Source organism: Allobaculum sp. JKK-2023 (assembly GCF_034745455.1).
GTDB lineage: Bacteria > Bacillota_I > Bacilli_A > Erysipelotrichales > Erysipelotrichaceae > Allobaculum.
Genome location: NZ_JAYERV010000003.1, coordinates 141564 through 167812 on the forward strand (window position 1 = coordinate 141564; position 26249 = coordinate 167812).

Here is a 26249-nt window from a genome sequence, read left to right on the forward strand (position 1 = left end):
TTGGGGACGGTTCGTTTTGGATTCAACCATCCAGAGATGCAATCGGCTTGATTTTTCGTAAAAAGCGGCCTTTCTTTACAAATCAAAACCGGATGCCCAGCAATCGGATTTTCACTCTTCGATGACTCAGGGATCGTGTCGGCTCGTTGAAAAAAGCAGTGGGCATCGCTTTGATCGCGTCTTTTCCTTTAGCAGAATCGAGTCGAATTCAATCTATATAAGACTGGTTCAAATCCTGATCAGACATTCCAATCGGATTCAGGCTTAAAAACTCTACCAGATCCATGGGATAAAAACCATATTTTTCCCAAATTTCAGGGATAGAGAATTCATAACAGTCAAATTAAGGGATTTAGAACCAGAATCCCTTAAAAACGACGTAAATCGAGCAGCTTTCACGTATTTTCATGTCTTTTCGAAAAAAGTTTTCATTTTTCAGGACGTATCCTTGACAGGTGCCCGCTAAATTTTGTAATCTTTCACCAGTCAAAGGCAATGACGCCGCAATGCTTCACTTGAAGCCTAACTTTCAGGACTGCTTGGCAGTCATTGAAACCGGGCGAAGGTGCAGCCGGTTCGTTATTGCCTTTTTTTATTGACAAGACTGAGGAGATGGATTATGAACACGAACGTCACAGAGATTTTCGGAGAAAACGTCTTTGATGATGCCACGATGCGTGAGCGTCTTCCTAAAGAGACATACAAAGAACTGAAAAAAACGATCGATCTGGGCCTGCCACTGAACAGAAAAATCGCGAATGCTGTAGCGCACGCAATGAAAGTCTGGGCCATTGAAAAAGGAGCCACTCACTTTACCCACTGGTTCCAGCCAATGACTGGCATTACGGCTGAAAAACATGATTCCTTTATCACTCCCGATGGACCTGGCCAGGTCATCATGGCTTTCCAGGGCAAGGAGCTGATTAAAGGCGAACCTGATGCTTCTTCTTTCCCAAGCGGCGGTTTGCGCGCGACCTTTGAAGCCCGCGGCTATACGGCATGGGACCCAACAAGCAATGCATTTATTAAAGAAGGCGTTCTGTGTATTCCAACTGCTTTCTGTTCCTATACCGGCCATGCTCTGGACAAGAAAACACCGCTTCTTCGTTCCATGGAAGCCATCAACAAACAAGCGCTGCGCATTGTCCACCTGTTTGGCAACGAAGATGTCACAACGATCCGCACCACGGTCGGACCTGAACAGGAATACTTCCTTGTAGACCGTGATCTGTATAACCAGCGCCGTGACTTGATCTATGCGGGCCGCACCTTATTTGGCGCCATGGCTCCAAAAGGCCAGGAAATGGAAGACCATTACTTTGGAACGATCAAGACCCGCGTCAAAGCCTTCATGGATGATCTCAACCAGGAGCTGTGGAAACTGGGTGTCATGGCCAAAACCCAGCACAACGAAGTCGCCCCTGCCCAGTTTGAAATTGCTCCAATCTTCACCACAACCAACCTGGCAACCGACCAGAACCAGCTGACGATGGAATTCATTCAGCGGATTGCGCACCGTCATGGCATGGCTGCCCTGCTTCATGAAAAACCATTTGATGGCATCAACGGCAGCGGCAAGCACAACAACTGGTCCATGTCCACCAATACTGGTGCCAACCTGCTGGAACCTGGTGACACACCCTATGAAAACTTGCAGTTCCTCTTATTCCTGGCTGGAATTGTTAAAGCTGTCGACGAGCATCAGGATCTGTTAAGACTCTCTGTTGCGACAGCTGGCAACGACCACCGTCTTGGGGCCAACGAAGCACCTCCCGCAATCATCTCGATCTTCACTGGAGATGAACTGGCTGAAGTCATCGAAGCGATCATGCGCGATGAAAACTATGGATCCAAAGACAAAGCTTTCATGAACATTGGCGCAGCCGTTCTGCCCAATCTGCCAATGGACACCACCGACCGCAACCGGACTTCGCCATTTGCCTTTACCGGAAACAAATTCGAATTCAGAATGCCTGGTTCCAGCCAGTCTATTGCCGGCATCAACACAGTGCTCAATGCAGCCATCGCCCAGTCTTTAGAAGAACTTGCCGATCAGCTTGAAGGCGCCCAGGATTTCGAAGCCGCTCTTCACCAGCTGCTGCGCGAAACCTTCATCAAGCATTCCCGCATTATCTTCAATGGCAATGGCTACAGCGATGAATGGGTCGAAGAAGCAGAGCGCCGTGGACTGCTGAACCTGAAAACAACGGCTGATGCAGTCCCTTATATTAAATCTGAAAAGAATATCGCGCTGTTTGAACACCAGCATGTCATGACTCGCGAAGAAGTTGAATCCCGCTACGAAATTCTCATGGAAGAATATGTCAACCTGCTCCACATTGAAGCCTGCACCATGGTTTCCATGGCCCGCAAAGAGATCCTGCCAGCCGTTTCCAAATCCCAGAAGCAGCTCGCTGATTCCTTGATTGCAAAAAAACAGGCCGGCTTAAATCTTCCAGAAAGCTATGAACAATCAACGCTTGAAAAGTCTGCAGTCCTCTTAAATGAAGCCTATAAAGCCAGTGAAGCGCTGGCCGTGGCCAAAGAAGAAGTTCTCATCTTACCGACGATCGAAGAAAAAGCAGCCTTTGTCAAAGACGTTATGATTCCTGAAATGGACGCTCTGCGTAAGCCTTGCGATGAACTGGAAATCATCACAGACTCCAACGACTGGCCATTCCCGACCTACGGCAAATTACTGTTTGGTCTCTAAAAATTTACAAGCGGCATAAACGCCGCTTGTTTTTTACCCAATTTGCCAAACCTTTTTGTCAAATTTTAATCTACAGTCTTTATTTCATAAAGAATTGTTTATAACTTCGCGTTTCAATCTTGTTTCTCTTCTGGCCAGGATCGAAATGCAAAGACGATCAGGAAACAGGAAATGATCACAGATTCCAATATCAACTCTAACTGACTCTTGATTTTCCTCCCGTCAGTTTTCGCTGATCCTTCTTGTTTTCCTGGTTTCTTTCTTCAGATTCCTGGGATCATCCCAATGGCTTTTTCTCTGGTGCCCCGGAATTTGAAGAAAGAAATTGGATTGAATTCCAAACCTCCCATCCGCTTTAAGTTTCTGCCACGGCTTAAAGCTGGATCCAGTCAAACTGATGATCAATCAAAAGGAGAACCATCGTATGTGTACTGTATTTGCGATTGAAACCGACCGACCCGATCTTTTAAAAATCGAAGCTGCACTCAAAAAGACGGAAAGCCGCGGACCTGATGATCAGCGGATTGCCGTTTTAGACAATGCCGTCCTGGGATTTCAGCGCCTGTCCATTATGGGCGTGGCCTCGACCGGCATGCAGCCCTTCTTTCTTGGCGAAAATGCAGTCATCTGCAATGGTGAGATTTATGGATTCCGCCCGCTGAAAGAAGAACTGAAACAAAAAGGCTACTCATTCGTTTCCCAGTCCGATTGTGAAATCCTGCTTCCTCTATATGAAGAATATGGAACCGACATGTTTGCGATGCTCGATGCCGAATATGCCTGTGTCATTTATGATGGCAAAAGCGGCCGCTTAATCGCCGCCCGTGATCCCATCGGCATCCGCCCGCTCCATTTTGGCTACACGCCGCAGCACGAAATCGTGTTTGCATCCGAAGCCAAAAACCTGGTGGGTCTGGTCGACCAGATCTTCCCGTTCCCACCCGGCCATTATTACAAGGATGGCGAGTTTATCTGCTATCGCGATATGCGAAAAGTTGATGAAGTCATTCATGATGATCTCGAAACTGTCTGCCAGGGCATTCATGACCGTCTGATCGATGGCGTTCTCAAACGCCTCGATTCGGATATGCCGGTTGGCTATCTGCTTTCCGGCGGGCTGGATTCTTCCCTGGTGTGTGCGATTGGCGCCGCAAAGTCGGATAAACCGATTGAAACCTTTGCGATTGGCATGGACAGTGATGCCATTGACTTAAAGTACGCCAGACAGGTCGCTGAATACATTGGCAGCAACCATCACGAACTGATCATGACCGAAAAGGAAGTTCTCGATGCGCTTGAAGAAGTGATTGCGGAACTGGGAACTTTCGATATCACCACCATTCGGGCCTCAATGGGCATGTATCTGATCTGCAAGAAAATCCACCAGATCTCGGATGTCCGGGTTTTGATGACCGGTGAAATCTCTGATGAGCTGTTTGGCTATAAATATACGGATTTTGCCCCAAGTGCCGAAGAATTCCAGAAAGAAAGCGAAAAGCGTGTTCATGAACTCCATATGTATGACGTTTTACGCGCCGATCGGTGCATTTCGACGCACTCCATGGAAGCCCGCGTTCCGTTTGGCGACCTGGAATTCGTGAAATATGTCATGGCGATTGATCCAGCCATGAAGATGAACACTTACAACATGGGTAAATACCTCCTGCGCCACGCCTTTGAAGCGGACCATCTGCTGCCCGAGTCCATCCTGTTCCGTCAGAAAGCAGCCTTCTCGGATGCTGTCGGCCACAGCATGGCAGATGATCTCAAAGCCTATGCCCAGGCCAAGTATTCTGATGCCCAGTTTGAACAAAAAGCCAGCCAGTATGCCTGGTCGGCTCCATTTACCAAAGAATCTTTGTTATACCGTGAAATTTTTGAAAAGTACTATCCAGGCCAGGCCCAGATGATTGCCGGTTTCTGGATGCCCAACCCGAACTGGGAAGGCTGCAACGTCAACGACCCATCGGCCCGTGTGCTTTCCAACTATGACCAGAGCGGAAACTAGAAAGGAAGACCTATGAACGAACTGTTTAAAGAACATGATGCCTGCGGAATCGGCACTGTCTGCCAAATCGATGGAACACAATCCCATCAGGTCGTCGACCAGGCTCTCCATATTGTCGAAAAACTCGAACACCGTGCGGGTAAAGACGCCACCGGCACGGTAGGCGATGGAGTGGGAATTCTGCTGCAGATTTCCGATGACTTCTTTGAAAAAGCTGCCCAAAAGGAAGGCATTGCCTATCAGCCAAAAGGAAAAACCGGAATCGGGATGTTTTTCTTCCCCCAGGACCAGCTCGAACGCAACCAGGCCAAACGTCTGTTTGAAACCATCGCCCGCAAAGAAGGATGCACGTTTGATGGCTGGCGGAAAGTGCCTGTAACCGAAGAAATCCTTGGCCAGAAGGCCCGTGAGTGCATGCCTTCGATCTGGCAGGCTTTCTTAAGCGCTCCAGAAGAAGTCAAAACCAAAAAAGATTTTGACCGATTGCTCTATGTCATCCGCCGTGAATTTGAAAAGAGCTGCCCAAATACCTATGTTGCTTCTCTTTCGTGCCGGACAATCGTCTATAAAGGCATGTTTTTAGTCGATCAGCTGCGCCGCTTCTATGAAGATCTGCAAGATCCTGACTACAAGAGTGCCATTGCGATCGTCCATTCCCGATTCTCCACCAACACGACTCCATCCTGGAAGCGTGCCCATCCAAACCGTCTGATCGCCCACAATGGTGAAATCAACACCATCCGCGGCAATGCCAACCGGATGCTCGCCCGTGAAGAATCGATGTCCTCTCCACTCATCGATGAGCAATACAAAAAAGTCCTGCCGGTGATCAATCCAGATGGCTCTGACTCTTCGATGCTCGACAATACACTGGAATTTTTGATGATGAACGGCATGGATCTGGCCAAAGCCGTTGCCATCTCCATTCCGGAACCCTGGAAACATGTTCCAATGGATTCGGCCAAAAAAGATTTCTATCACTACTACGCCACCATGATGGAGCCATGGGATGGCCCGGCGGCCATTCTCTTCTCGGATGGTGAAGTGTGTGGGGCAGTGCTCGACCGCAACGGTCTGCGTCCAGCCCGGTATTACATCACGGATGATGGATTGTTCATTCTCTCTTCCGAAGTCGGTGTTCTGGATCTTCCGCCTGAAAAAATCAAAGTAAAATCCCGCCTGATGCCTGGCAAGATGCTTTTGATCGATACCCGCCAGGGCCGGATGATCCCAGATGAAGAACTCAAAAAATCCTATGCCTTACAAAATCCATATGGCGAATGGCTCAACCTCAAGCTGCTCCATTTGCAGGATTTAAAGGCCCCGGATAAAAAGCCGCGCATGCACTCCCAGGCGGTGCGCGACCAGTTATACCGTGTCTTTGGCTATACCTATGAAGATGTCAACGACCAGATTCTGCCCATGGCCAAAGACCATAAAGAACCGGTTGCTTCGATGGGAACAGATGTGCCGCTCGCCTTGCTTTCCAAGCTGCACCCTTCCCTGTTCCATTACTTCAAGCAGCTCTTTGCGCAGGTCACCAACCCGCCAATTGACTCGCTGCGTGAAAAAGTCGTCACCGATACGACAATCTATATCGGCGCCTCCGGCAATCTGTTAGAAGAAAAAGCCAACAACTGTGCGATGCTCGAGATCAATCACCCTATTCTCGATGCCCGCGATATGGATAAGATCCGTCATCTTGACAAACCAGGCCTGAAAAGCCGGGTTATTTCCCTGCTGTTCTACAAGGGCATGCCATTAAAAGATGCTCTGGACCAGCTGTTCATCGAATGTGACCGGGCATACCGGGACGGATGCTCGATTCTGATCCTTTCGGATAAAGGTGTTGACGAAAGCCATATGGCCATCCCAAGCCTGTTGGCCGTTTCGGCTCTGGAGCAACATTTAGTCCGCACCAAAAAGAAAACGGCGATGTCGATTCTGCTCGAATCTGGCGAACCGAAAACCGTTCACGAATTTGCCGCTCTGCTTGGCTTTGGCGCCAGCGCGATCTATCCCTATCTGGCGCATGAATGCATTGAAGAGCTCATTGAAAAAGACATCCTGGATAAAGAACCTTCCAAAGCGATCGAAGATTACAATACCGCAATTCTTTCTGGCATCGTCAAAATTGCCGCCAAAATGGGCATCTCCACCCTGCAGTCTTATCAGGGCGCTCAGATCTTTGAGGCCATCGGAATCTCGAAAGACGTCATTGATGCCTACTTCACCAATACGCAATATGAAATGGGCGGTATCGGCTTAAAAGAAATCGAAGAAGATCTCTTATGGCATCATGCCCGTGCCTTTGATCCACTGGGTCTTTCTGTCAATACATCCCTGGATTCGATCGGCTTTCACAAACTGCGTTCGGGTAAAGGCAAAGAGGACCATCTCTATGATCCAAAAGCGATCGTCATGCTCCAGAAAGCCACCCAGACGGGCGATTATGAGCTGTTCAAAGAGTATTCGGCTATGATCCATGATCCAGTCCGTCCCCATAACCTGCGCAATCTGCTCAAGTTTAAAGGCGGCAATCCAATCGATCTCAATGAAGTTGAACCGATTGAAAACATTGTGCGCCGCTTCAAAACAGGTGCAATGTCCTATGGCTCCATTTCTCAGGAAGCGCACGAATGTATGGCACAGGCCATGAATGCGCTGCATGGCCGGTCAAACTCTGGCGAGGGCGGTGAAAGACCTGAACGCTATGGCACCGATAAGAACTCGGCGATCAAGCAGGTTGCTTCCGGCCGGTTTGGCGTCGATTCAGCTTACCTGTGCTCGGCCAATGAAATCCAAATCAAAATGGCTCAGGGGGCAAAACCTGGAGAAGGCGGCCACTTGCCGGGGGGAAAAGTTTATCCATGGATTGCCAAAACCAGATGCTCCACACCTGGCGTTACGCTGATTTCTCCTCCGCCTCATCACGATATTTATTCCATCGAAGACTTAGCCCAATTGATCTTCGATTTGAAAAACGCCAACCGCGATGCGCGCATCTCGGTAAAACTCTGCTCTGAAAATGGGGTTGGTACCGTTGCCTGCGGGGTGGCCAAAGCGGGTGCCAGTGTCATCCTGATCTCCGGTTATGATGGCGGCACCGGGGCGGCCGGCCAGTCGTCTATTCACCATGCCGGCCTGCCGTGGGAGCTGGGCCTGATGCAGTCCCATAAAGAGCTTGTCGCCAATGGCTTGCGCAGTCAGGTCATCCTCGAAACCGATGGCAAACTGATGAGCGGCATTGACGTTGCGATTGCTGCTTTGCTTGGCGCGGAAGAATATGGTTTTGCGACTGCCCCGCTTGTCACCATGGGCTGTCGAATGATGCGGGTATGCTCTTTAGATACCTGCCCATTTGGGGTAGCCACCCAGAATGAGGAACTGCGCAAACGCTTCAAAGGAAAACCCGAATATGTCATGAACTTCATGCGGTTTACCGCTATGGAACTGCGTGAAATCATGGCCGAACTTGGCTTCAGAACGCTCGATGAAATGATCGGCCATGCTGAACTGCTTGAAGTTGATGAAACGATCACCCCAAGAGCTGGTCTTGCCAAACTGGATGACCTGCTTGAACAGATCCAGCCGGCTCACCATCAGCCAGAAGCCGCTTATGACTTCCAGCTTGAAAAATCCATCGACGTGGATCAGCTGCTGCCGCGCTTATCCAAATCCATCAAAAGACGCAAACCGGCTTCGATGGATGTCGACATCTGCTCGACCAACCGGACATTTGGAACGATCCTCGGTTCGGAAATGACCAAAGCCCTCAAACCGGGTGAAGAATTTGAAGAAGATCTGATTACCGTTCGCGCCCATGGCGGAGCGGGCCAGTCCTTTGGCGCGTTCGTTCCAAAAGGCCTGCGCCTGGAGTGCGAAGGCGATGCCAATGACTACTTTGGCAAAGGTCTCTCGGGTGGAACGTTAGCGATCTACCCGCCTGAAGTAAATGGCTTTAAACCGGAAGAAAACGTCATTATCGGAAATGTGGCTCTGTATGGGGCTACCAAAGGCAAGGCCTTTATCAACGGAATTGCCGGCGAACGCTTCTGTGTTCGCAACTCTGGTGCCATTGCGGTCGCTGAAGGATGCGGTGACCATGGTCTGGAATACATGACTGGCGGCATCGCGGTTGTTCTGGGAAAAACTGGTAAAAACTTTGCCGCTGGCATGAGCGGCGGCATCGCCTACGTTCTTGATGTGGATCATGATCTGTATCTGAACGTCAACCAGGAACTGGTCGATATTGAAATGGTCGAATCCAAACAGGATATCGAAACGCTCCAGCATATTCTCCAGCAGCATGTCGCAGCCACCAACAGTCCGCTTGCCAAAGCGCTGCTCAAGGATTACCACAACAATCTCTCGCACTTCAAGAAGATCGTTCCCCGTGACTACCAGCATGTCCGTGATCAGATCAAGTATCTTGAAGACCGTGGATACAATCACGATGAAGCCACTCTGAAAGCCTTCAGAATGGTTCATCCGCAATAAGAAAGGAAAGGAAAACATCATGGAAAAAAACTTTGGATTTCTCCAGTACGACCGCCAGGATGACCCGATTGTTCCAGCCGAGGAACGTCTGAAATCCTTTCGGGAATTTCACCGGCCACTCGATGTCAACACCAGACGTAAACAGGCTGCCAGATGCATGCACTGCGGTGTTCCTTTCTGTCAGTCGGCCATCGAACTCAACGGCATGGTCACCGGCTGCCCGCTGCACAACCTGATTCCCGAATGGAATGAAGAACTGTTTTTAGAAAATGACCAGTATGCGCTGGTCAGACTTCTCAAGACCAACCCATTTCCGGAATTTACCAGTCGTGTCTGCCCGGCCCTGTGTGAAAAAGCCTGTATCAACGGCATCGATTCCAAGCCGACAACCGTTCATGACAATGAGTTTTACATCATTGAAAATGGCTTTGCCAATGGCTGGGTCAAACCCCAGGAAGTCAAAGAGCGCACCGGCAAAAAAGTTGCTGTCATCGGCAGCGGACCTTCGGGTCTGAGTGCCGCAAATTTTCTCAATCTGCGCGGCCATCAGGTCGATGTGTATGAGCGTGAAGATCACCCCGGCGGCTTATTGATGTATGGCATTCCCAACATGAAGCTCGACAAGTCCGTTGTCGACCGGCGCATTGACCTGCTTGAAAAAGAAGGGGTGCGGTTCATTCTCAATACCGAAGCCGGTAAAGACATCTCGCGCCAGGAGATGGAAGACCAGTACGATGCCATCATCATGGCCACGGGTTCGACGCTGCCAAGATCGCTGGCTGGTGTCAACGACCAGCTTGGCGGAGTATATTATGCGGTTGACTTCCTCAAGCAGACCACGAAAGACTTGCTTGCTCACCGCCCCTGGACAATTGATGCCAAAGATAAAAATGTCATCATTGTCGGCGGCGGCGATACCGGAAACGACTGCACAGGCACCGTTCTTCGCGAGGGTTGCAATTCGGTTACCGCTCTGGAAATGATGCCCAAACCGCCTGTCGAACGACTCGAAAGCAATCCCTGGCCTGAATGGCCTAAGGTGCTCAAAGTCGACTATGGTCAGTTAGAATCCATCGAACGCTTTGGCAAAGATCCCCGTCTGTTTACAACAACCATTTCGGAAGTTTACGAAGAAGACGGCCATATCACCGGCGTCAAAATCGTCAGATTAGGACCGGATCGCAAGCCTATTGAAGGCAGCGAAGAATACCTTCCCTGTGATCTGTTATTGATCGCAGCCGGCTTTATCGGCATTCCAGGTGAACTTTCCAACAGTTTTGAACTGCCGCTGACCGGCCGCAATACGATTGCCACCGACCACCCGACTAGCAAGCATGTCGAAGGCAAGCTCTTCGCGTGCGGTGACTGCCGCCGGGGTCAGTCCCTGGTTGTGTGGGGCTTGATGGAAGGACGCATGTGTGCAAGAGAAGTCGATGCGTCGTTAATGGGCTATTCGAATATCGAATAATCACTTTTTCACTCCAGAAATGCCAACTGGAGAACCCTTTTGATCCGTTCTGAGTCCATAAACGCAGAAAGATCAGATTTGATTGGCAATACAACATCATCAAAAAGCAAAACCCGCAAGATTCTTCATCAGCATCTTGCGGGTTTTTACTTCCTGGTGTTTCCGGCCTCTAAGCCGGCTCTGATTTTCTGAAAATGGACTTGTTCTGGAAAGAAGATGAAAAAAGCTGTCGTGTGGACAGCCCTTTTCGCTTCTTCTTTAATAAACTTTCCCGGCAGGCCGGTAGAAAGATTCCTCTTTCTATTTTTAGTTTAAATCGGAACGATACGATCGGATACTCATATGCATCCGCTTTTTGTTCTGAAAAAAGATCGGAACGAATTATGGATTTATTCTTTGGATGAGCCTGTTTTTCTATTTTCTACTGTTCCGATCGTTCAATTGGATCTCGCCTTGATCCTGGGCGGATCAAAATCAGGCTTTCTGCATGCAAAAAAACTGGTCAGTCATCATCAGATGGTCGGCCAGTTTTCATTTTCCAAGTTCAATTCGGAAGTTCGTTTTGGAGTTAATTCTTTCCTGCAGCAATCCAGCTGCCTCTCTTTGTTCTCGATCTGCGACTCTTCGAAGCTTTGCGCCGCTTTATCATCAAGCCCTGGTTCTTCAAAGCCCTGCAAACCTTCATCTCTCAATTGAAGTCCGACATTCTCTTGGTGAAGATCTTTGATGATTTGTAGTCCTGGATTGAACTCCTTTTCAGCTGGCGTCTCATTTTTTATCCGATACATCGCCATCTTCTGCATCCAGCAGGCCTGTTTCAGTCCTGATTTGGCGAAATCAGCAAAATCATGACGGACTCTTTCTGCCAGCCGGTATTGTTCCGGTTTCTGGAGTTTAAGCTTCTGATGGTCAATGGCTTGGACAGCTTGTGGATCTAGCTGACTGAAAAAACGTTCCATTCCATCGAGCAGAATCGTTGCTGCAATTTTTGGACTGATTGAGGTTTCGGTATCATAGAGAATTCTGGCCTGATCCATGGAATAGATGCTTGCACTCTTAAAGTTTTGCTGGGCATAGATCTGATCTTTCCACGAAAGTTCAATATCATCAAAACACGCCAGATAGACCAGAAACAGATGACAGAACCAGGCATCTTCCTTGCTGATGCCACAGATTTCATACGGATTGAGATCCACCATGCGCAATTCAATATGGTTAATTCCCTCCTCGTTGAGCAGCTCCAGGTCGTATTTTCCTTTTGGTTTGATCCGTACCGGATAATACAGCTCACTTGGTGCCTTGAGCAGCCCTTCTTTAACATAGCGGTCAATGGAGTTCGTATAGGCTTCTAAAGACGAATAGTCAAAATAAGGCGTGAAATAGTTCCAGTAACCGAGGGTGGAGTTGCGCATGGAACTCATGCCACAAAAAGCAGGTTTTCCAAGATCCTGCTCGCTTTGCAAAGAGCCATCAAAGACAGGACTCGCATTGAAAAGCAGATCGATCAGCCAGCCATACCAGACAACTTTGCTTACAAGGTCCAGATAGAAGCGATCTTTGAATTCACGATAGGTTTTGTACTCCGGATGGTATTGCCATTCTTTTTTGAGCAATTCATCACGAAACGAGAAGTTGTAATGAATGCCCGAATAAACCATCTTACAGCGTCCGTAACGCGATTCCAGATATTCTCGGTATTCTATAGCTTGTTTAGAGCCGCTTTTGAGCATCGGGATATCATGAAAACTTCGAATAATCGATGGATTGGAAAACGGCCAGAGAACTTCGCCCATGTCATTTAAAACCACCTGCATCTGGCAGGTCAGATTCTCACAGGCTTCGCGAGCCTGCTGCCATGAGGGGTAAACATCGGTATTGATCTCGGTCTGGTTTTCAGCAAAATCCTGAACAATATGGGGATCATGAAATGGATGAGGGGTACTGGCAAAAAGTCCGGTAGACTGCATGACACGCAGGGATTCTTTTTCCAGTCCAAACCATCCTTCAAAGAGGTGTCCGCGAATGCGTTTATCTTCCAGGTGTAGTTTCATAGACTGCCTTTCTATATTGGATCTTTGGCAGATATGGCTGTTAGACAAATCATCAAACCAATCTGTCAGAAGAGTAAATGGATAAATAATCAGCTTGATTCCCTTTCTGACTTTTTCGGGCTGGCGAGCCTTATTTTCAGCTATTTTCAATGAGGAAGGTTTTTAACTTCTGCCATTGAAAATATTGCTGCAAAGGCTCTAGCGAGTCCGTCTTCTGCTTTGAATTGAAATTTCATCCAGTTGATGGCCTGTAAGGCTGGATTTACATCACAGAAGTGATCAAAATCAAAAGGACGAACAGGTTGGGCGAACCCGGAAACACGAATCGAAACGGGAATCTAAGAATGGTTTTATTGTAGGGAGAATTGCTGATTTTTGCCCTCAATATGTCCGCCGATTTGTAAAAGAGTCACTGGCGCTTGAAAAGAGTCAATCGAATAAGAGTCAATCGAATGGCTGACAAGGAAGGATAAACACTGGTATAGAAACAGGTACGGAAAAATTAAAAGGAAGAGGCCCATTCGAGTCTCTTCCTGATTGTTATCTTTTCTTTACGCCCTTTCGGACAACATGTTTGTTTTTACAGCAGCATTAAGCAACTTTTTCGACGATAACATCGCCTTTGAGGTTGCGGACAGCGCCCATACCACAAATTGGAGTTCCCAGCTCATACAGGTCTTCGTATTCACTGTAGCCACCGTAGTAGAGGATGATTTCGTTCCATGGCTGATGGTAGCAAAGACCTTCGATTCCACCAGGTGCAAGCTGAGCACCGAAGCAGTTCATTTTCTTTGGTGGAACGAACGAGAATTCTCTCGAACCCGTTTTTGTCATTTTGACAGTCATTGGCAGCATTCTTTCGAATGCGTATCCGAGTTCGGATTCTGGTACATTGTAGGTTACATCATTTCCATACTGATCTGAGAATTTTACTTTCATGTGTTTACCTTCCTTTGCGTACTCTTTACTTTTTATGCTTCCTTTTTTCTACGCTGCTTAGCCTCATTGTAATCCATTGCGCCACTCATTCACATTCGTGATTTTTCTTTTTTCCATCAGAACAATTGACTTTGATCTGAGCATTTTGCAGGCATCGAACATCATCCCGCGACCAGCGTTCCTTGCCCTGAACACACAGGTTGGAAAGTTTGCCACTCTTGGCACGAACTGGATAAGCAGGTGGACAGACAACCGTCGAGCCGGGATCAACATTGCGAATAACAATCGCTCCCGCACCCACCTTTGAATCTTTGCCTAAAACAATGTTGCCAAGAATCTTGGCCCCTGCACCGATCAGAACATTGTCTTCAACAGTTGGATGGCGTTTGCCATGGTCTTTTCCAGTGCCGCCAAGGGTAACTCCCTGGTAGACTTTGACGTCATCACCAATAATGCAGGTTTCCCCAATGACAACGCCGCTGCCATGGTCGATAAAGAAGCGCCGGCCAATCGTAGCACCCGGATGAATATCAATTCCGGTTTTCTGCTGCGCGCGAAGCGACATCCATCTTGCCAGCACAAAGTGCTTTTTCAAATAGAGCTTATGCGTCCAGTACCAAGTCTTGATGGCTCGATACCCTGGCATCATAAGAATCTCCAAAGATGAATTTAAAGAAGGGTCCTGCTCCATAAAGCAGGCTTTTTCTTCTTTTAAAAAGGCTCTGTAACCCAATGGGATCATCCTTTCCGGTTAAGCTAGATCAATTCTATCTCAGCTTGTTATTTTTTGCACAAATAACCCGCATGAAAACTGAAAACAATTCCATTTTGTTTCCGATTTGGGATGGTGCATCTGATTGTAAGCGATTTCGGGTTAACGATCACTTTTAAGAGAATGGCCTCCATTTTACTGGAGGCCATCAGTTTTTTAAATTTTGTTTAACTTTTCACGAAAGAGAGAGGGTATTTTTCGGTGGATTTCGAACAAATGTCAAAATCTGACTGAGTGTATTGATAAACCAGCTGTAGGTTTATTTTCTTAAACTATGCGGCTTTCTTTCTCATGCAACCCGCTTTACGGCGGATCATTCTATAGAAACCATCTCAATACATTCAGATTTTTATTTAAAAAGATCATATTAAATCCCTGAATATCAAAACGATTAAAAGAAACAGCCGGTCAGTCTTCCCGTCGAAATGAAATCAGGATGGATCTAGACTCGTCATCTTTCATTTCTGAAATCTATCAAAATGTTAGCATTCCATTTTGCCTGGCTCGGATATTTTACCTGTTGTCTTCTATGAGCAGTTGAAGTGCTCCAAAAAAAGCCTTCAGACTCATCTGTTGGTTTGAGCCTGAAGACGTGAAAGGCAGATCAGCTGCGGAAAGGCTGTTTTTTGGCAGCAAGATCGGCGATGATCTGATTATATGATTTTTTGTTAATCGAGTAAAAAAGCAATATAATCGCAGTTATAATCCATAACACTCCAGGAATGGTTGAAAAAGAATGCCGGATTACATTTTGAATCAGCGGACTTTGGATCTGATTGGCCTGAAAGCCCAGAACACCAAGCACTGCAGCCAGAACCGAAGTTCCAATAGCCATGCCAACTTTATTGCCAAGGGAGACAAAGGCATACTGAAATCCGTCATTTCGAACACCAGTTTTCCATTCTCCGTACTCTACGCAATCAGGAATAATGGCATAAATCGCAGTGTTGAATCCGCAGAAGAACAACTGGGAAAGAGCCGATAGAATATAAAACGGAACAGGTGAGAAAACCGGACTGAAAAAGTACAGCGCAACCACACAGATTCCGGTTCCTGCCGCAAACAGCGAAGCGGCATGTCCTTTATTGCCCAGCCATTTGAAAGCCAGGGGAAACATCGCTGCTCCAATAATGGACGGAACGATTAAAACCAGGGAATAGGTTGTAAAAAGTGCCTCGTTTCCTTCTACATATTTGAAGTAATACATCAGATTTGCACTGCGTCCATAGTGAACAAGTCCAAATAGAAGCTGACCGGCAAGAGCAACCAGATACGGTTTATTTGCAAGAGCAGCCTGAAGCTGAACCTTGATTGACACTTTCTCTTTGGCTGGAATACTGCCAATTTCTCTGGTTTTGGCAAAACAGAACCAGTGACAGGCAGTAAAAATAGCTCCATACAGAATGGTCACCAGCAGATATCCCCGGGATTGATTATTTCCACCAAATAAAGCAATCAGTGGAAGCGTAATGATATTAATAATATTGATTGCGATCATGGCACAGACTGAGCGCGAAGTGTTGATCTGGGCCCGCTCTTCCATATTCTGTGTCATTGCCCCACATAAGGTCCCATAAGGGATGTTGACACACGTATATCCCAGGACCAGCAGACAATATGTAACATACATATAGATGGTTTTGGGCCCATCGGACCAGTTTGGATGCGCCCAGAAAGTCAGGACCAGGATAACCGCCGTCAATGGCGCTCCAAACACCAGCCAGGGGCGGTAACGCCCCCAGCGCGTTCGTGTCCGGTCGCTGAGGCTGCCAATCAACGGATCATTGATAGCATCCCAAAAGCGGGAAAACAGCATCAGCATTGAAACAGCAGCCATCGAAATTCCACAGACATCAGTATAGAAAATCATCAGGAAATTACTGACAAACATCCAGCTGAAATTGCATCCTACATCTCCAAATCCATAAGCAATCTTACTGAGAAGCGAAACCCTAATGTTTGTTTTTTCCTGAACAGTCTGCCTTTTTACAGACTGCTCAAAAAAACGTTGATTCTGACTTTCAAATTCATTTAACGCTGCAGCCAGTTCACCTTCTGGCTGCATTTCGTATTCATTCATCCTGTTTCCTCCCTGGCCCTTTCAACTGGCTCTCTTCCCTTCTAAATAGCCTTATCACAGAGTGCTGCCCAGACTTTCACGAGCATGAGCCGCTGATGAATCCAATCTGTTTGTAAGGTGCTTTCTGCCGATCAAAATAATCGTCTGAATCTACTTTTTGTATGAACTCATTTTTGATTTGATTCGTATCGTTTCAAGTCAAGCACCCTGCATGGATCTCTGACTGATCATTCAATCGTTTTTCAATTTTTCCTCAGATTGTTCCTGAATTCCACTTTTTTCTGCAGATTATTTCTGCAGCCGACAGGAATCTTTATTCTTTTTCGATTTTTACAACCGCTTTGACAATGTTAGCTTTATCTGCAACGCTGCGATCCATTGCATTCTGGATGTCATCGAATTCAAATACGTCTGTAACCAATCCTTTCAGGTTGACTTTTCCGGAAGCGACTGCGTCGATAGCCATCGGATAAATATGGCGATAACGGAAAACCGTTTTGAAAGTCAGCTCTTTGTCGAGTGCAAGACTCATTGGCAACGTCATTTCACCTGTTTTTGAGTAACCGACAAGAACGATAGTTGCCCCTTTTTTGGTCATATGAATCGCCTGGCGGGTTGTGATTTCTGTTCCGGCTGTTTCGATCACCAGATCACAACCTTTTCCATCGGTCAGGCGTTTTACAGCTTCCACTGCATTCTCATTCTTTCCATTGATAACCCCGTCTGCTCCCAGCTCCAGAGCTTTTTCCAGACGTTTATCCATTACATCAACGACATAAACGCGGCTGACTCCTTCAGCTTTAAGGGCCATCATGGAAACCAGACCAATACAGCCAGCTCCCATGACAACAGCGGTCTGCCCAGCATGGGCCCCACCTTGATTGGCAGCATGGAATCCTACGGCCAGCGGTTCAATCAACGCGCCTTCGAGCGTGCTGACACTATCTGGCAGTTTAAAGCAGAGATCCGCTTCATGAGCCACATATTCCTGAAAGACACCATCGACTGGCGGAGTAGCGAAGAATACTACATCCGGACAGAGGTTGTACTTACCTTCACGGCAGAATTCACAATGACCACATGTTTTTCCAGGTTCCAGAGCGACCCGATCACCCACTTTAAGATGCTTGACGTTCTTACCGACTTCGACAACCGTTCCGCCTGGTTCATGGCCGAGGACGAAAGGTGGTTCAACGACGTAATCGCCGATTGCTCCTGTTTCGTAATAGTGCATATCGCTGCCGCAGATTCCGACATACTCAAGCTTGACCAGAACTTCATCATCCTTTGGTGTTGGAATCTGGCGTTCGGTATATCCCATTTTGCCAATTCCTTCCATTACTGCCACTTTCATCATTCCATTCATTACTCTATCCTCCTAAACTTTAGATACTTTTATAAAGTATCTATGTAAGTGATTTCATTAAACCAGCTTTGCTTTGAATTGTCAATACACTCTCCCGATTTTTTGATAAAGATTTAAAGCTCAGTTACTGTTCACACGTCACCCCTCACAACGATAAATAAGGAATATCCAAGGTTGTGGGTGGTTGGTCTACTCCTCTAAACTAAATTGTGGTTTCCCACACTTTCTTGGAGGTACCCTCCACAAACTATTTGTGGTCGCCTAAAGGGGACCAATTTCCATTGAGGTTTCAACCATTATGGAGAATCGGTATCCCATTGACTTACGGAGCGATTAAATTTTTTCGAAGCGGCCCTTTACAGTGGGCTGCCCCCTGGTAGACTGCCAGCGTCCCTATCGGGAGATATTTTTCAACCGACGGGGACGCTTTTTAGGGGTCCAGGGGGCAGGGGTCCCACTGTCAAGGGTTTAAGCGGAGGAAAAATTTATGAGCGGATCTGGCTGAAAATGCATCTTAGTTTTCGAAAACAATGAATATCAATATCCATCATTCGCCTTATTTCAAATCAATGATGTTTTCTTACATTAGATCGTCGCTCTACGATTAAAATGTGGTCCGACCACATCCACCCACATTCCCCACACAACCATAAACCACCAGCAAATGCGGAGGACCTAAATAAGCCAAAAAGCCGATTTTGTCAGAGCAAGCAAAAACCGCTCCGACAAAATCGGCTTTAAATTTATCCTTTACTTTGTTCTATTTACTTGGATTGGCGAACACTGAATTTGACCGTCTCCAAAACATTATTTCCCCGCATACGAACAGTCATATGCAGCTGAAAACAAAACAGCGCATGGAAAATTAAATTCTCAGGGCGCTCCTATAGGGTGTCAATAAATTCTTCGATCTGCGTCAGGGCGGCCCCGACGGCAGAAGCTTCAAGGCGATATTTACAGTACTTCAGATAGGAAGAATCCAGACCGAATGTGTTGCGGTTTTCCAGTTTTCCCTTAAGCGACTGGCCATACTCTTCAAGGAAGGCTCCCACATATCCTCCAACAATCACATCAGCGTCAAAACACATATGCAGATTGTTGATTGCAACGGCCAGATAATCCAGATACTCTTCCCAGATCTGTTTCAGTTCAGGATTATTTTCAGACAGGCCTGCAAAGAAAGCGCCCAGATCGCCATTCGTTTGCTTAGACAGAACATTGGCATTGCAATAGGCATCCAGACATCCCTTTTTTTTGCAATAACATGGTTTGCCACCAATAACCAATGTCATATGTCCAAATTCACCAGCCCGCAGATGGCTTCCTGTATATAAGGTACCCTGGTTGAGAATCGCTCCGCCAACACTGTTGCTTAATGACAGGTAGACCAGGTTTTCTGAAGACGTCTTTCCATAAATTTCAGCCAGGCCGCCTGCATTGGCATCATTGATAAAATTACAAGGATAAGAAATATGTCGGGAAAACGCTGTAAGAGGGACATCTTTTAAATTCAGTACATGAGAATCTCTCAGCAGTCCGGCTTCATTATCCACAATCCCAGGCAGAGAAATTCCAACTCCAAGGACTGACTCTGCCCGACCATATTCACGGATGATTTCTACCACAAGATTTCCCAGGTCTTTAAGATAACTCTCGTCAAAAGTAAAAGGCTTTTTTATTCGTTTATACCGAAGGACTTCTCCAGCCAGATTGACCAGGACCACACTGACGTGATTTGCCGTCAGATCCAGTCCGACGGCAAGCCGGGCATCCTCAACCGGAGCATACGCTTTGGCCTTGCGGCCGCCTGTGGACTGATACTGACCAACTTCCTGAATGAGGCCCATTTCAAGAAGTTCTTTTACATTTGCCAGGATTGTCGGCCAGCTGAGTGCAAGCCGATTTGAAAGTTCGGTCTGGGAAACACGCTGATTGGAGAGAATACATCGAAACGTCTGAATTCGATTGCGGCGTTTTACATCTACATTGCTTTTGAAAGAAGATTTCATAAGTCACCATCCATAAGCCAAGCAAGGGTACCCCATCCAAATGGCTAAGCAGGTAGTCTGAGTGGGGTCATTGACAATCTGTTTTATAAAGTTTCTATATACCAGATTAGAAGATTCACGAAAAGACTGCAAGACTTCTCCTCTTGTCGAAATCGCGTTGTCTCGCCATTCATTCGATTGAGTCTCCATTCATAATTGATGAATTCTCTTCGCACATGGACTGATTTCCGGACCTTACGCAAATGTAATTTTTAGCACTAATAGTCATGGCGAATGAATAAGCTTGCATCATTCATAGCGTTGGTTAAAAACAACGCCTAATTCGAGATGAGGCTGCTTATCACAATTTGGATTATTGAGCTAAGCGATAATTGCTATCATCCATAATATCGATGGGAGCTAAACTTATTATTTGTGTAAGAGCTGATTTCCTTATCCAAATTTTAAAGAAAATCTATTTCGTTCATTGCTTAATGGATCAAACCGTAGAAGCAAATGGCCATTCTTTACCGTAGCCTATTTTTAGCTAATCCAGCTATACGGATAAAATGAAGCTGCCCCAGAGTCCCTACGGCTGGTTCCTCTGCCGGGTTGAAAAAAGCTCTTTCACCTTCAGAGCAAGGCTAATGATCCGCTGGCCATTAACCGGGATGAAGGATAAACTTTTCCGTGCCCAACAAACTTGCGTTTGTACAGAGTTGGACTCGCTTCATATATAGCGGACTGCAGATTAAATGCATTTCAAAAATACATTGCAAGACACCTTGGGCTTTCGCCCATGCCGCAATAAAAACAAGTGAGGCCTCTTCAATCAAGTGGACTAAGAGGCTGAATTTTCAAAGCAGATTGGACTTACATCATTGCTGAATGCCAGTTACGCACATGGTTTTGATGCCTTTGTTTCAGACTTCTTTGTTTCAGACTTCTTTGTTTCAGACTTCTTTGTTTCAGACTTCTTTGTTTCAGACTTCTTTGTTTCAGACTTCTTTGTTTCAGACTTCTTTGTTTCAGACTTCTTTATTTTAGACTTCTTTGCTTTGGACTTTCCTTTTTTGGGAGGAATATAGAATTCGCTGTAATTCTGAGCCCGCCGGGCAATCACATAGGCTGCCGCCTGGTGACGGCTGATCCCCAGCTTTTCAGAGTACTTCTCGTCCCCAAGAACAGATGACCAGTAGGGAGAGACGTAATAAAGTGGAACACCGCTTTTAAGCGATAATGCTTCACAGTTGTCCATATATCTTAAGTATGGGAAATTTGAAATCATTCGGTTATATTTTCTTTCCCATCTCTTTTGAATCTTTGTTTTCTTCTTCGTAAGATTGATTGTCTCGATGGCAACCCCATAATGGAGCTTCTCTGCTCGGGTAAAAATTTCAGACAGCTTCTGAGCCATAACGGTGGCATTTACCGCTTTGGAACCTGAATTTGAATAGGTGATATCCTGGGAAGAAACAAATTTTCCCTGGCTGTCACTTTCAGTAACCGAGAAGAATCCATCATTAATATCGATTCCAAGCATTCCCTGTGGTTCATAGGTTTCTTTTTTCTGGATTGTAACCATCGGCTGGATATACAGTCCTTTATCTTTCAGAACAAAACGATAGGAAACAGAGCGGTTTTCGAGATTGTCTTTCAGTTCTTTTTTCAGATATGGAATCCGCACTGCGATGTGATGCTCAGTTTTGTCATCTTTAAACCCGCTTCTAAGAAGCAGACTGAACCAGTCAGAGCCAAGTTTAGATTCTGGTGTTAATTGACACAACTGGTTTCCCTGAGTCTCATCCGAACTGCCAAACAGATAATAGCTTTTCTTTCTGGCTTTTCTCCAGGCCGCTTTCCATTCCTCGTGGTTTGCAAATCCTGCTTCTATTAAATGGTATTGAGCCTTAAAGAGTTTTCTAGATCCAAAGCAGCATGAAAAAGAACTGTTTTCATTTTTTTCTTTCCAGTTAGCCAGTTTCTGCTTCATTCCATGGAGGCGGTTTTTCATGTTGTTGAGTTTTCGCTTCCAGTATCTGTTTTTCTGGCAGTCACCTTTTTGCGGCTTATGCCAGTTTACGCCCTGGTGCCATTCTTTATGCTCCTTTTTCTGATCTTCAAGCAGCTCCTCGTAGGCGCTGATTTTGGATTCAAGCTCCTCCATCTGTGTCACTTTGAGAGTACTCAGGGAATTCATTCTGGTGCGAGCCTGGTTGATTGCCGCATTCGCTGCTCTTGCTTTAACAGAATACTGTTTGGTCAGAGAAGCTTTAATCTCACCATCTTCCAATCCATGGCAGATCATCACCCATGCCGAATGAACCATCCGGGAAAAATGTTCTGCCATTGTTTCAATATAGGCTCTAAGTTCCGCCAGCTGCGCCACAGCTTCTTCCTTTGGTTTGAGCAGTGATTTTTTATCCAGACATCCTTCTTTACCAAAACGGCCGGAGGAAGTGAGTGTAAACGATTCTTCATCAAAAAGAGCTGCTCTTTGATAAGGGACTTTTTCTCGAATTTTCATTTTTGTCGCCATATACGCAGCTCCTTTCTTTTACAGGCCTCTCAATCTTTTGTTTCTTCCTGTTTGAGAGGTTCTTCAATTGCTTCTTTGGCCTGTTGTGCAATCTTTTTTCTTTGAGAACTTCTCATTCCATACATTTGCCCGGAAAAGAAGGCAAGGAGCGACATCATATCGTCTACCAGCTCCTCCTGATAGTTCTTATCCGGCTTATCCTCGGTCACTATGATTTTGACTCCATGGGCATTAAAAAACTTTTCAAGATAGCCATATCCAAATCTGGTGAGTCTGTCTTTATGAGTGATATAGAGGACATCAATCTTATTATGAATAACCTCGTCTATGAGTTTGTTTAGTCCTTTTCGTTCTGTATTCAGGCCGCTGCCAACATCAGAAAAGATCATTGCGCTAGAAGCTTTCTGGCAGAGCCTGCCGATCTGTCTGTCCAGATCACCATGTTTCTTTTGATCATGGGAAGAAACCCTGGCATAGATAGCATTCTTTTTCTCGGAATTGTTCCATAACCCGAGTTTTTTCAGATAATCAATCAGGTCTTTTTTATCGGCATACCAGAACCCGGAAACTGGATCCTGCACCATATTAATCATGCCCTTGTTTTTATGAAGGGCAATTGTATGGTAGTTTTTCCCTACAAGTTTTCCAATTTGTCCAGTGGTATAACGTTCTCTTCTTAAGTCTTCAGGACCGATCATAACGTCATCTCCTGTTTGAATGATACCATAAAAAATCCACAATTAGTTGAATTATAAAATAGTTATATAAGAATATTAATATCTTGATTCGCCAAGATAAGGTAACAGTTGTGTACCCGCTGAATCTTACGGCAAAGCAAAAAGGCTCTGTCAGATTCGAAGAATCAATGACAGAGCCTTCAAATTCAGAAATCAAAGGCCTTAGGCCTCTGTTTTCAGAATCAAATGCTTATTTCGAGTGTTTAATTGCAGCCTGAGCAGCAGCCAGACGGGCGATTGGCACACGGTATGGAGAGCAGGATACATAATCCAGGCCCAGTCCGTCTACAAATTCGATGGAGTTTGGATCTCCACCATGTTCGCCGCAGACACCAAGGTGGATGTCAGGACGAGTTGCACGACCCCGTTCAGCCGCAGTTTTAATCAGTTCACCCACACCAGACTGGTCGAGTCTTGCAAATGGATCCTGATCGTAGATCTTGGCATCGTAGTATTCTGGTAAGAAGTTACCCGCATCATCACGGGAGAAACCGAATGTCAGCTGAGTCAGGTCATTTGTACCAAAGGAGAAGAATTCTGCAGCTTCAGCCAGTTCACCGGCTTTCAGAGCAGCACGTGGAACTTCAATCATTGTACCCACATGGTATTTCATGTCGGAGCCTTCTTCAGCCAGGATTTTCTGTGCTGTTTCATCAACGATCTTTTTAACGTATTTCAACTCTTTCAGATCGCCGATTAATGGCAGCATGATTTCTGGTTCAAGGTTCCAGTCAGGATGTTTCTTATTGATGTTGAGAGCAGCGCGGATAACGGCTTCAGTCTGCATCTTGGCAATACCAGGATTGGAAACAGCCAGACGGCTTCCACGATGGCCCATCATTGGGTTGACTTCATGCAAAGAATCAACTACAGCCTGCAGTTCTTCTGCTTCCATACCCATTTCAGCAGCCAGGTCAGCGACTTCTTCAGGTTTGTGCGGCAGGAACTCATGCAGAGGTGGATCCAGGTAACGAACTGTCACTGGACGGCCTTCCATTGCTTCATAGATTCCTTCGAAGTCAGCCTGCTGCAGTGGTTCAAGTTTTGCTAAAGCAGCATCCATCTGTTCTGGAGTTTTGGAAACGATCATTTCACGGATCGCTTTGATCTTGTCTCCGTCGAAGAACATATGTTCGGTACGAACCAGACCAATACCTTCCGCACCAAAAGCAACAGCCTGTGCAGCATCTCTTGGGGTATCTGCATTCGTGCGGATCTGCAGACGACGACGATCGTCAGCCCACTTCATGAAGCGTTCGAAGTCACCGGAGATTTCAGCAGGAACAGTCTTAACCGCCTGACCATAAACTTTTCCCGTAGAACCATCTAAGGAGATCCAGTCACCACGTTTGAATGTCTGGCCGTTTACATAGAATTCGCCTTTTTCTTCGTCGATTGTAATGTCACCAGCACCGGATACGCAGCATTCACCCATACCACGGGCAACGACAGCCGCATGAGAAGTCATACCGCCACGAACGGTGAGGATACCTTCAGCAGCAGCCATACCCTGGATATCTTCTGGAGAAGTTTCCAGACGGACCAGAACGACTTTTTTGCCATTTTCAGCTTCAGCAATGGCTTCTTCAGCAGAGAAGACAACCTGGCCGCAGGCAGCGCCTGGAGAAGCTGGAAGAGCAGTTGTGATGACTTCAGCCGCTTTCAGGGAATCGGCATCAAACATTGGGTGTAATAAGGAATCGAGCTGCTGTGGTTCAACCATGAGCAGTGCTTCGTCTGTATTGATCAGGCCTTCATCGACCATATCGCAGGCAACTTTCAGGGCAGCTTGAGCAGTCCGTTTACCATTCCGGGTCTGCAGCATGTACAGACGGCCGTTTTCAATGGTGAACTCCATATCCTGCATGTTTTTGTAATGATGTTCAAGAGTATCGCAGATATTTACAAACTGTTCGAAAGCCTGAGGAGCAATTTCTTTTAACTGGCTGATTTTGTTTGGTGTACGAACACCCGCAACAACGTCTTCACCCTGGGCGTTCATTAAGAACTCACCATACAGAGTGTTTTCACCGGTTGCAGGGTTACGGGTGAAGGCAACACCAGTACCGCAATCGTTACCCATGTTACCGAATACCATCATCTGTACGTTAACAGCTGTACCCCAGTCAGATGGGATATCATTCTGCTGACGATAGAAGATCGCACGTTCGTTGTTCCAGGAACGGAATACGGCTTCGATGGCTTCCATCATCTGAGCTTTAGGATCTGCCGGGAAGTCTTCGCCTAATTCCTGTTTATAGAATTCTTTAAATTTCTTGACGAGAACTTTCATGTCATCTGCATCAAGATCAAGGTCGTTTTTAATGCCTTTTTCGGCTTTCAGTTCATCAATGATTTCTTCGAAACGCTTTTTCGAAAGTCCTTTAACGACGTCAGAGAACATCTGAATGAAACGTCTGTAAGAATCGTATACAAATCGTGGGTTGCCGGATTTTTCCGCCATCGAAGCGGCAACTTCATCGCTGATACCGAGGTTCAGAATGGTATCCATCATGCCAGGCATAGAGGCTCTGGCACCGGAACGTACCGATACTAACAGAGGATTTTCGGGATCCCCAAATTTTTTACCTGTTTCTTTTTCGAGAATATCGAGATACTCATAGATCTGTTTCTGGATATCTTCGGAGATTGCTTCCCCGTCGTCATAATACTTGTTGCAAGCTTCAGTCGTGATGGTAAAACCGTTTGGTACAGGCATACCGAGTTTGCTCATTTCGGCAAGGTTGGCCCCTTTACCGCCGAGCAGTTCACGCATATCCGCATTGCCTTCATTGAAAAGATAAACGTATTTCTTTTCCATGCGTTTCCTCCTTATATTTTTCTCATACTCCAACATTCTACCCCAAAATTTTTTTAAAGGAATAAAGCCCCCAAACTCCGGCTGAAATGTGGCCTCTTCTATTGAAAACTGTTCCGTTTTTGAATTATTTTCCAAAGATTCTGCGTCTGTTTTGAGACAAAGAACATCGATTTTGTGTTGTCTTGCCGGGCATACGGCGCGCTTTGTACACTTGCGAAGACACTGCTCAAAGTATTCTTTTTGTTCAAGCGCTACCAAAAAGTCGAC

General features: G+C 46.3%; 13 protein-coding genes. 4 read left to right on the top strand and 9 right to left on the bottom strand.

Annotation, left to right across the window (positions count from 1 at the left end; genetic code table 11):
• The first annotated feature begins 619 nt into the window (after window positions 1-619).
• From U4956_RS00710 to U4956_RS00725, 4 genes are all read left to right on the top strand, one after another.
• A complete protein-coding gene (locus U4956_RS00710; protein WP_323088257.1) occupies window positions 620-2713 on the top strand; it encodes a glutamine synthetase III in 2094 nt (697 codons plus the stop codon).
• Between the two features lie 424 nt (window positions 2714-3137).
• The gene (gene asnB, locus U4956_RS00715; protein ID WP_323088258.1) at window positions 3138-4721 is read left to right on the top strand and encodes an asparagine synthase B; all 1584 of its coding nucleotides are present in this window, start codon (window positions 3138-3140) and stop codon (window positions 4719-4721) included.
• A gap of 12 nt (window positions 4722-4733) precedes the next feature.
• Window positions 4734-9221, top strand: coding sequence for a glutamate synthase large subunit (gltB, locus tag U4956_RS00720; protein WP_323088260.1), 4488 nt, complete (start codon window positions 4734-4736; stop codon window positions 9219-9221).
• 19 nt (window positions 9222-9240) lie between these two features.
• Window positions 9241-10689, top strand: coding sequence for a glutamate synthase subunit beta (locus tag U4956_RS00725; RefSeq protein WP_323088261.1), 1449 nt, complete (start codon window positions 9241-9243; stop codon window positions 10687-10689).
• 512 nt (window positions 10690-11201) lie between these two features.
• Here U4956_RS00725 and U4956_RS00730 read toward each other — a convergent pair.
• The 9 genes from U4956_RS00730 to ppdK all read right to left on the bottom strand — a co-directional run bounded on the left by U4956_RS00730 (window position 11202) and on the right by ppdK (window position 25982).
• Window positions 11202-12740: a hypothetical protein gene (locus tag U4956_RS00730; protein WP_323088263.1), complete on the bottom strand. Its 1539-nt coding sequence runs from the start codon at window positions 12738-12740 to the stop codon at window positions 11202-11204.
• Window positions 12741-13331: 591 nt separating this feature from the next.
• Complete coding sequence (locus U4956_RS00735; RefSeq protein WP_323088265.1) at window positions 13332-13679, bottom strand: cyclophilin-like fold protein; 348 nt, start codon at window positions 13677-13679, stop codon at window positions 13332-13334.
• Window positions 13680-13764: 85 nt separating this feature from the next.
• The gene (gene epsC / locus U4956_RS00740; RefSeq protein WP_323088267.1) at window positions 13765-14412 is read right to left on the bottom strand and encodes a serine O-acetyltransferase EpsC; all 648 of its coding nucleotides are present in this window, start codon (window positions 14410-14412) and stop codon (window positions 13765-13767) included.
• 643 nt (window positions 14413-15055) lie between these two features.
• Window positions 15056-16531, bottom strand: coding sequence for an MFS transporter (locus U4956_RS00745; protein WP_323088268.1), 1476 nt, complete (start codon window positions 16529-16531; stop codon window positions 15056-15058).
• Between the two features lie 313 nt (window positions 16532-16844).
• Window positions 16845-17897, bottom strand: coding sequence for an NAD(P)-dependent alcohol dehydrogenase (locus tag U4956_RS00750; RefSeq protein ID WP_323088269.1), 1053 nt, complete (start codon window positions 17895-17897; stop codon window positions 16845-16847).
• An 884-nt stretch (window positions 17898-18781) separates the two neighbouring features.
• Window positions 18782-19906, bottom strand: a complete 1125-nt coding sequence (locus U4956_RS00755) for an ROK family transcriptional regulator (RefSeq protein ID WP_323088270.1) — start codon at window positions 19904-19906, stop codon at window positions 18782-18784.
• 874 nt (window positions 19907-20780) lie between these two features.
• Complete coding sequence (locus U4956_RS00760; RefSeq protein ID WP_323088272.1) at window positions 20781-22424, bottom strand: hypothetical protein; 1644 nt, start codon at window positions 22422-22424, stop codon at window positions 20781-20783.
• Between the two features lie 29 nt (window positions 22425-22453).
• On the bottom strand, window positions 22454-23122 hold the full coding sequence (locus U4956_RS00765; protein WP_323088274.1) for an IS607 family transposase: 669 nt from the start codon (window positions 23120-23122) through the stop codon (window positions 22454-22456).
• 229 nt (window positions 23123-23351) lie between these two features.
• Window positions 23352-25982 carry a pyruvate, phosphate dikinase gene (gene ppdK, locus U4956_RS00770; RefSeq protein WP_323091418.1) on the bottom strand — a complete coding sequence of 877 codons (2631 nt, stop codon included), beginning with the start codon at window positions 25980-25982 and terminating at the stop codon, window positions 23352-23354.
• Window positions 25983-26249 lie beyond the last annotated feature (267 nt).

What these genes read in the sequence shown, in the direction of transcription:
- gltB (WP_323088260.1), top strand. Translation starts at nt 4,734, where the DNA reads ATGAACGAACTGTTTAAAGAACATGATGCCTGCGGAATCGGCACTGTC.
- U4956_RS00730 (WP_323088263.1), bottom strand. Translation starts at nt 12,740, where the DNA reads ATGAAACTACACCTGGAAGATAAACGCATTCGCGGACACCTCTTTGAA.
- U4956_RS00710 (WP_323088257.1), top strand. Translation starts at nt 620, where the DNA reads ATGAACACGAACGTCACAGAGATTTTCGGAGAAAACGTCTTTGATGAT.
- U4956_RS00765 (WP_323088274.1), bottom strand. Translation starts at nt 23,122, where the DNA reads ATGATCGGTCCTGAAGACTTAAGAAGAGAACGTTATACCACTGGACAA.
- U4956_RS00725 (WP_323088261.1), top strand. Translation starts at nt 9,241, where the DNA reads ATGGAAAAAAACTTTGGATTTCTCCAGTACGACCGCCAGGATGACCCG.
- ppdK (WP_323091418.1), bottom strand. Translation starts at nt 25,982, where the DNA reads ATGGAAAAGAAATACGTTTATCTTTTCAATGAAGGCAATGCGGATATG.
- U4956_RS00760 (WP_323088272.1), bottom strand. Translation starts at nt 22,424, where the DNA reads ATGGCGACAAAAATGAAAATTCGAGAAAAAGTCCCTTATCAAAGAGCA.
- asnB (WP_323088258.1), top strand. Translation starts at nt 3,138, where the DNA reads ATGTGTACTGTATTTGCGATTGAAACCGACCGACCCGATCTTTTAAAA.
- U4956_RS00750 (WP_323088269.1), bottom strand. Translation starts at nt 17,897, where the DNA reads ATGAATGGAATGATGAAAGTGGCAGTAATGGAAGGAATTGGCAAAATG.
- U4956_RS00735 (WP_323088265.1), bottom strand. Translation starts at nt 13,679, where the DNA reads ATGAAAGTAAAATTCTCAGATCAGTATGGAAATGATGTAACCTACAAT.
- U4956_RS00755 (WP_323088270.1), bottom strand. Translation starts at nt 19,906, where the DNA reads ATGAAATCTTCTTTCAAAAGCAATGTAGATGTAAAACGCCGCAATCGA.
- U4956_RS00745 (WP_323088268.1), bottom strand. Translation starts at nt 16,531, where the DNA reads ATGAATGAATACGAAATGCAGCCAGAAGGTGAACTGGCTGCAGCGTTA.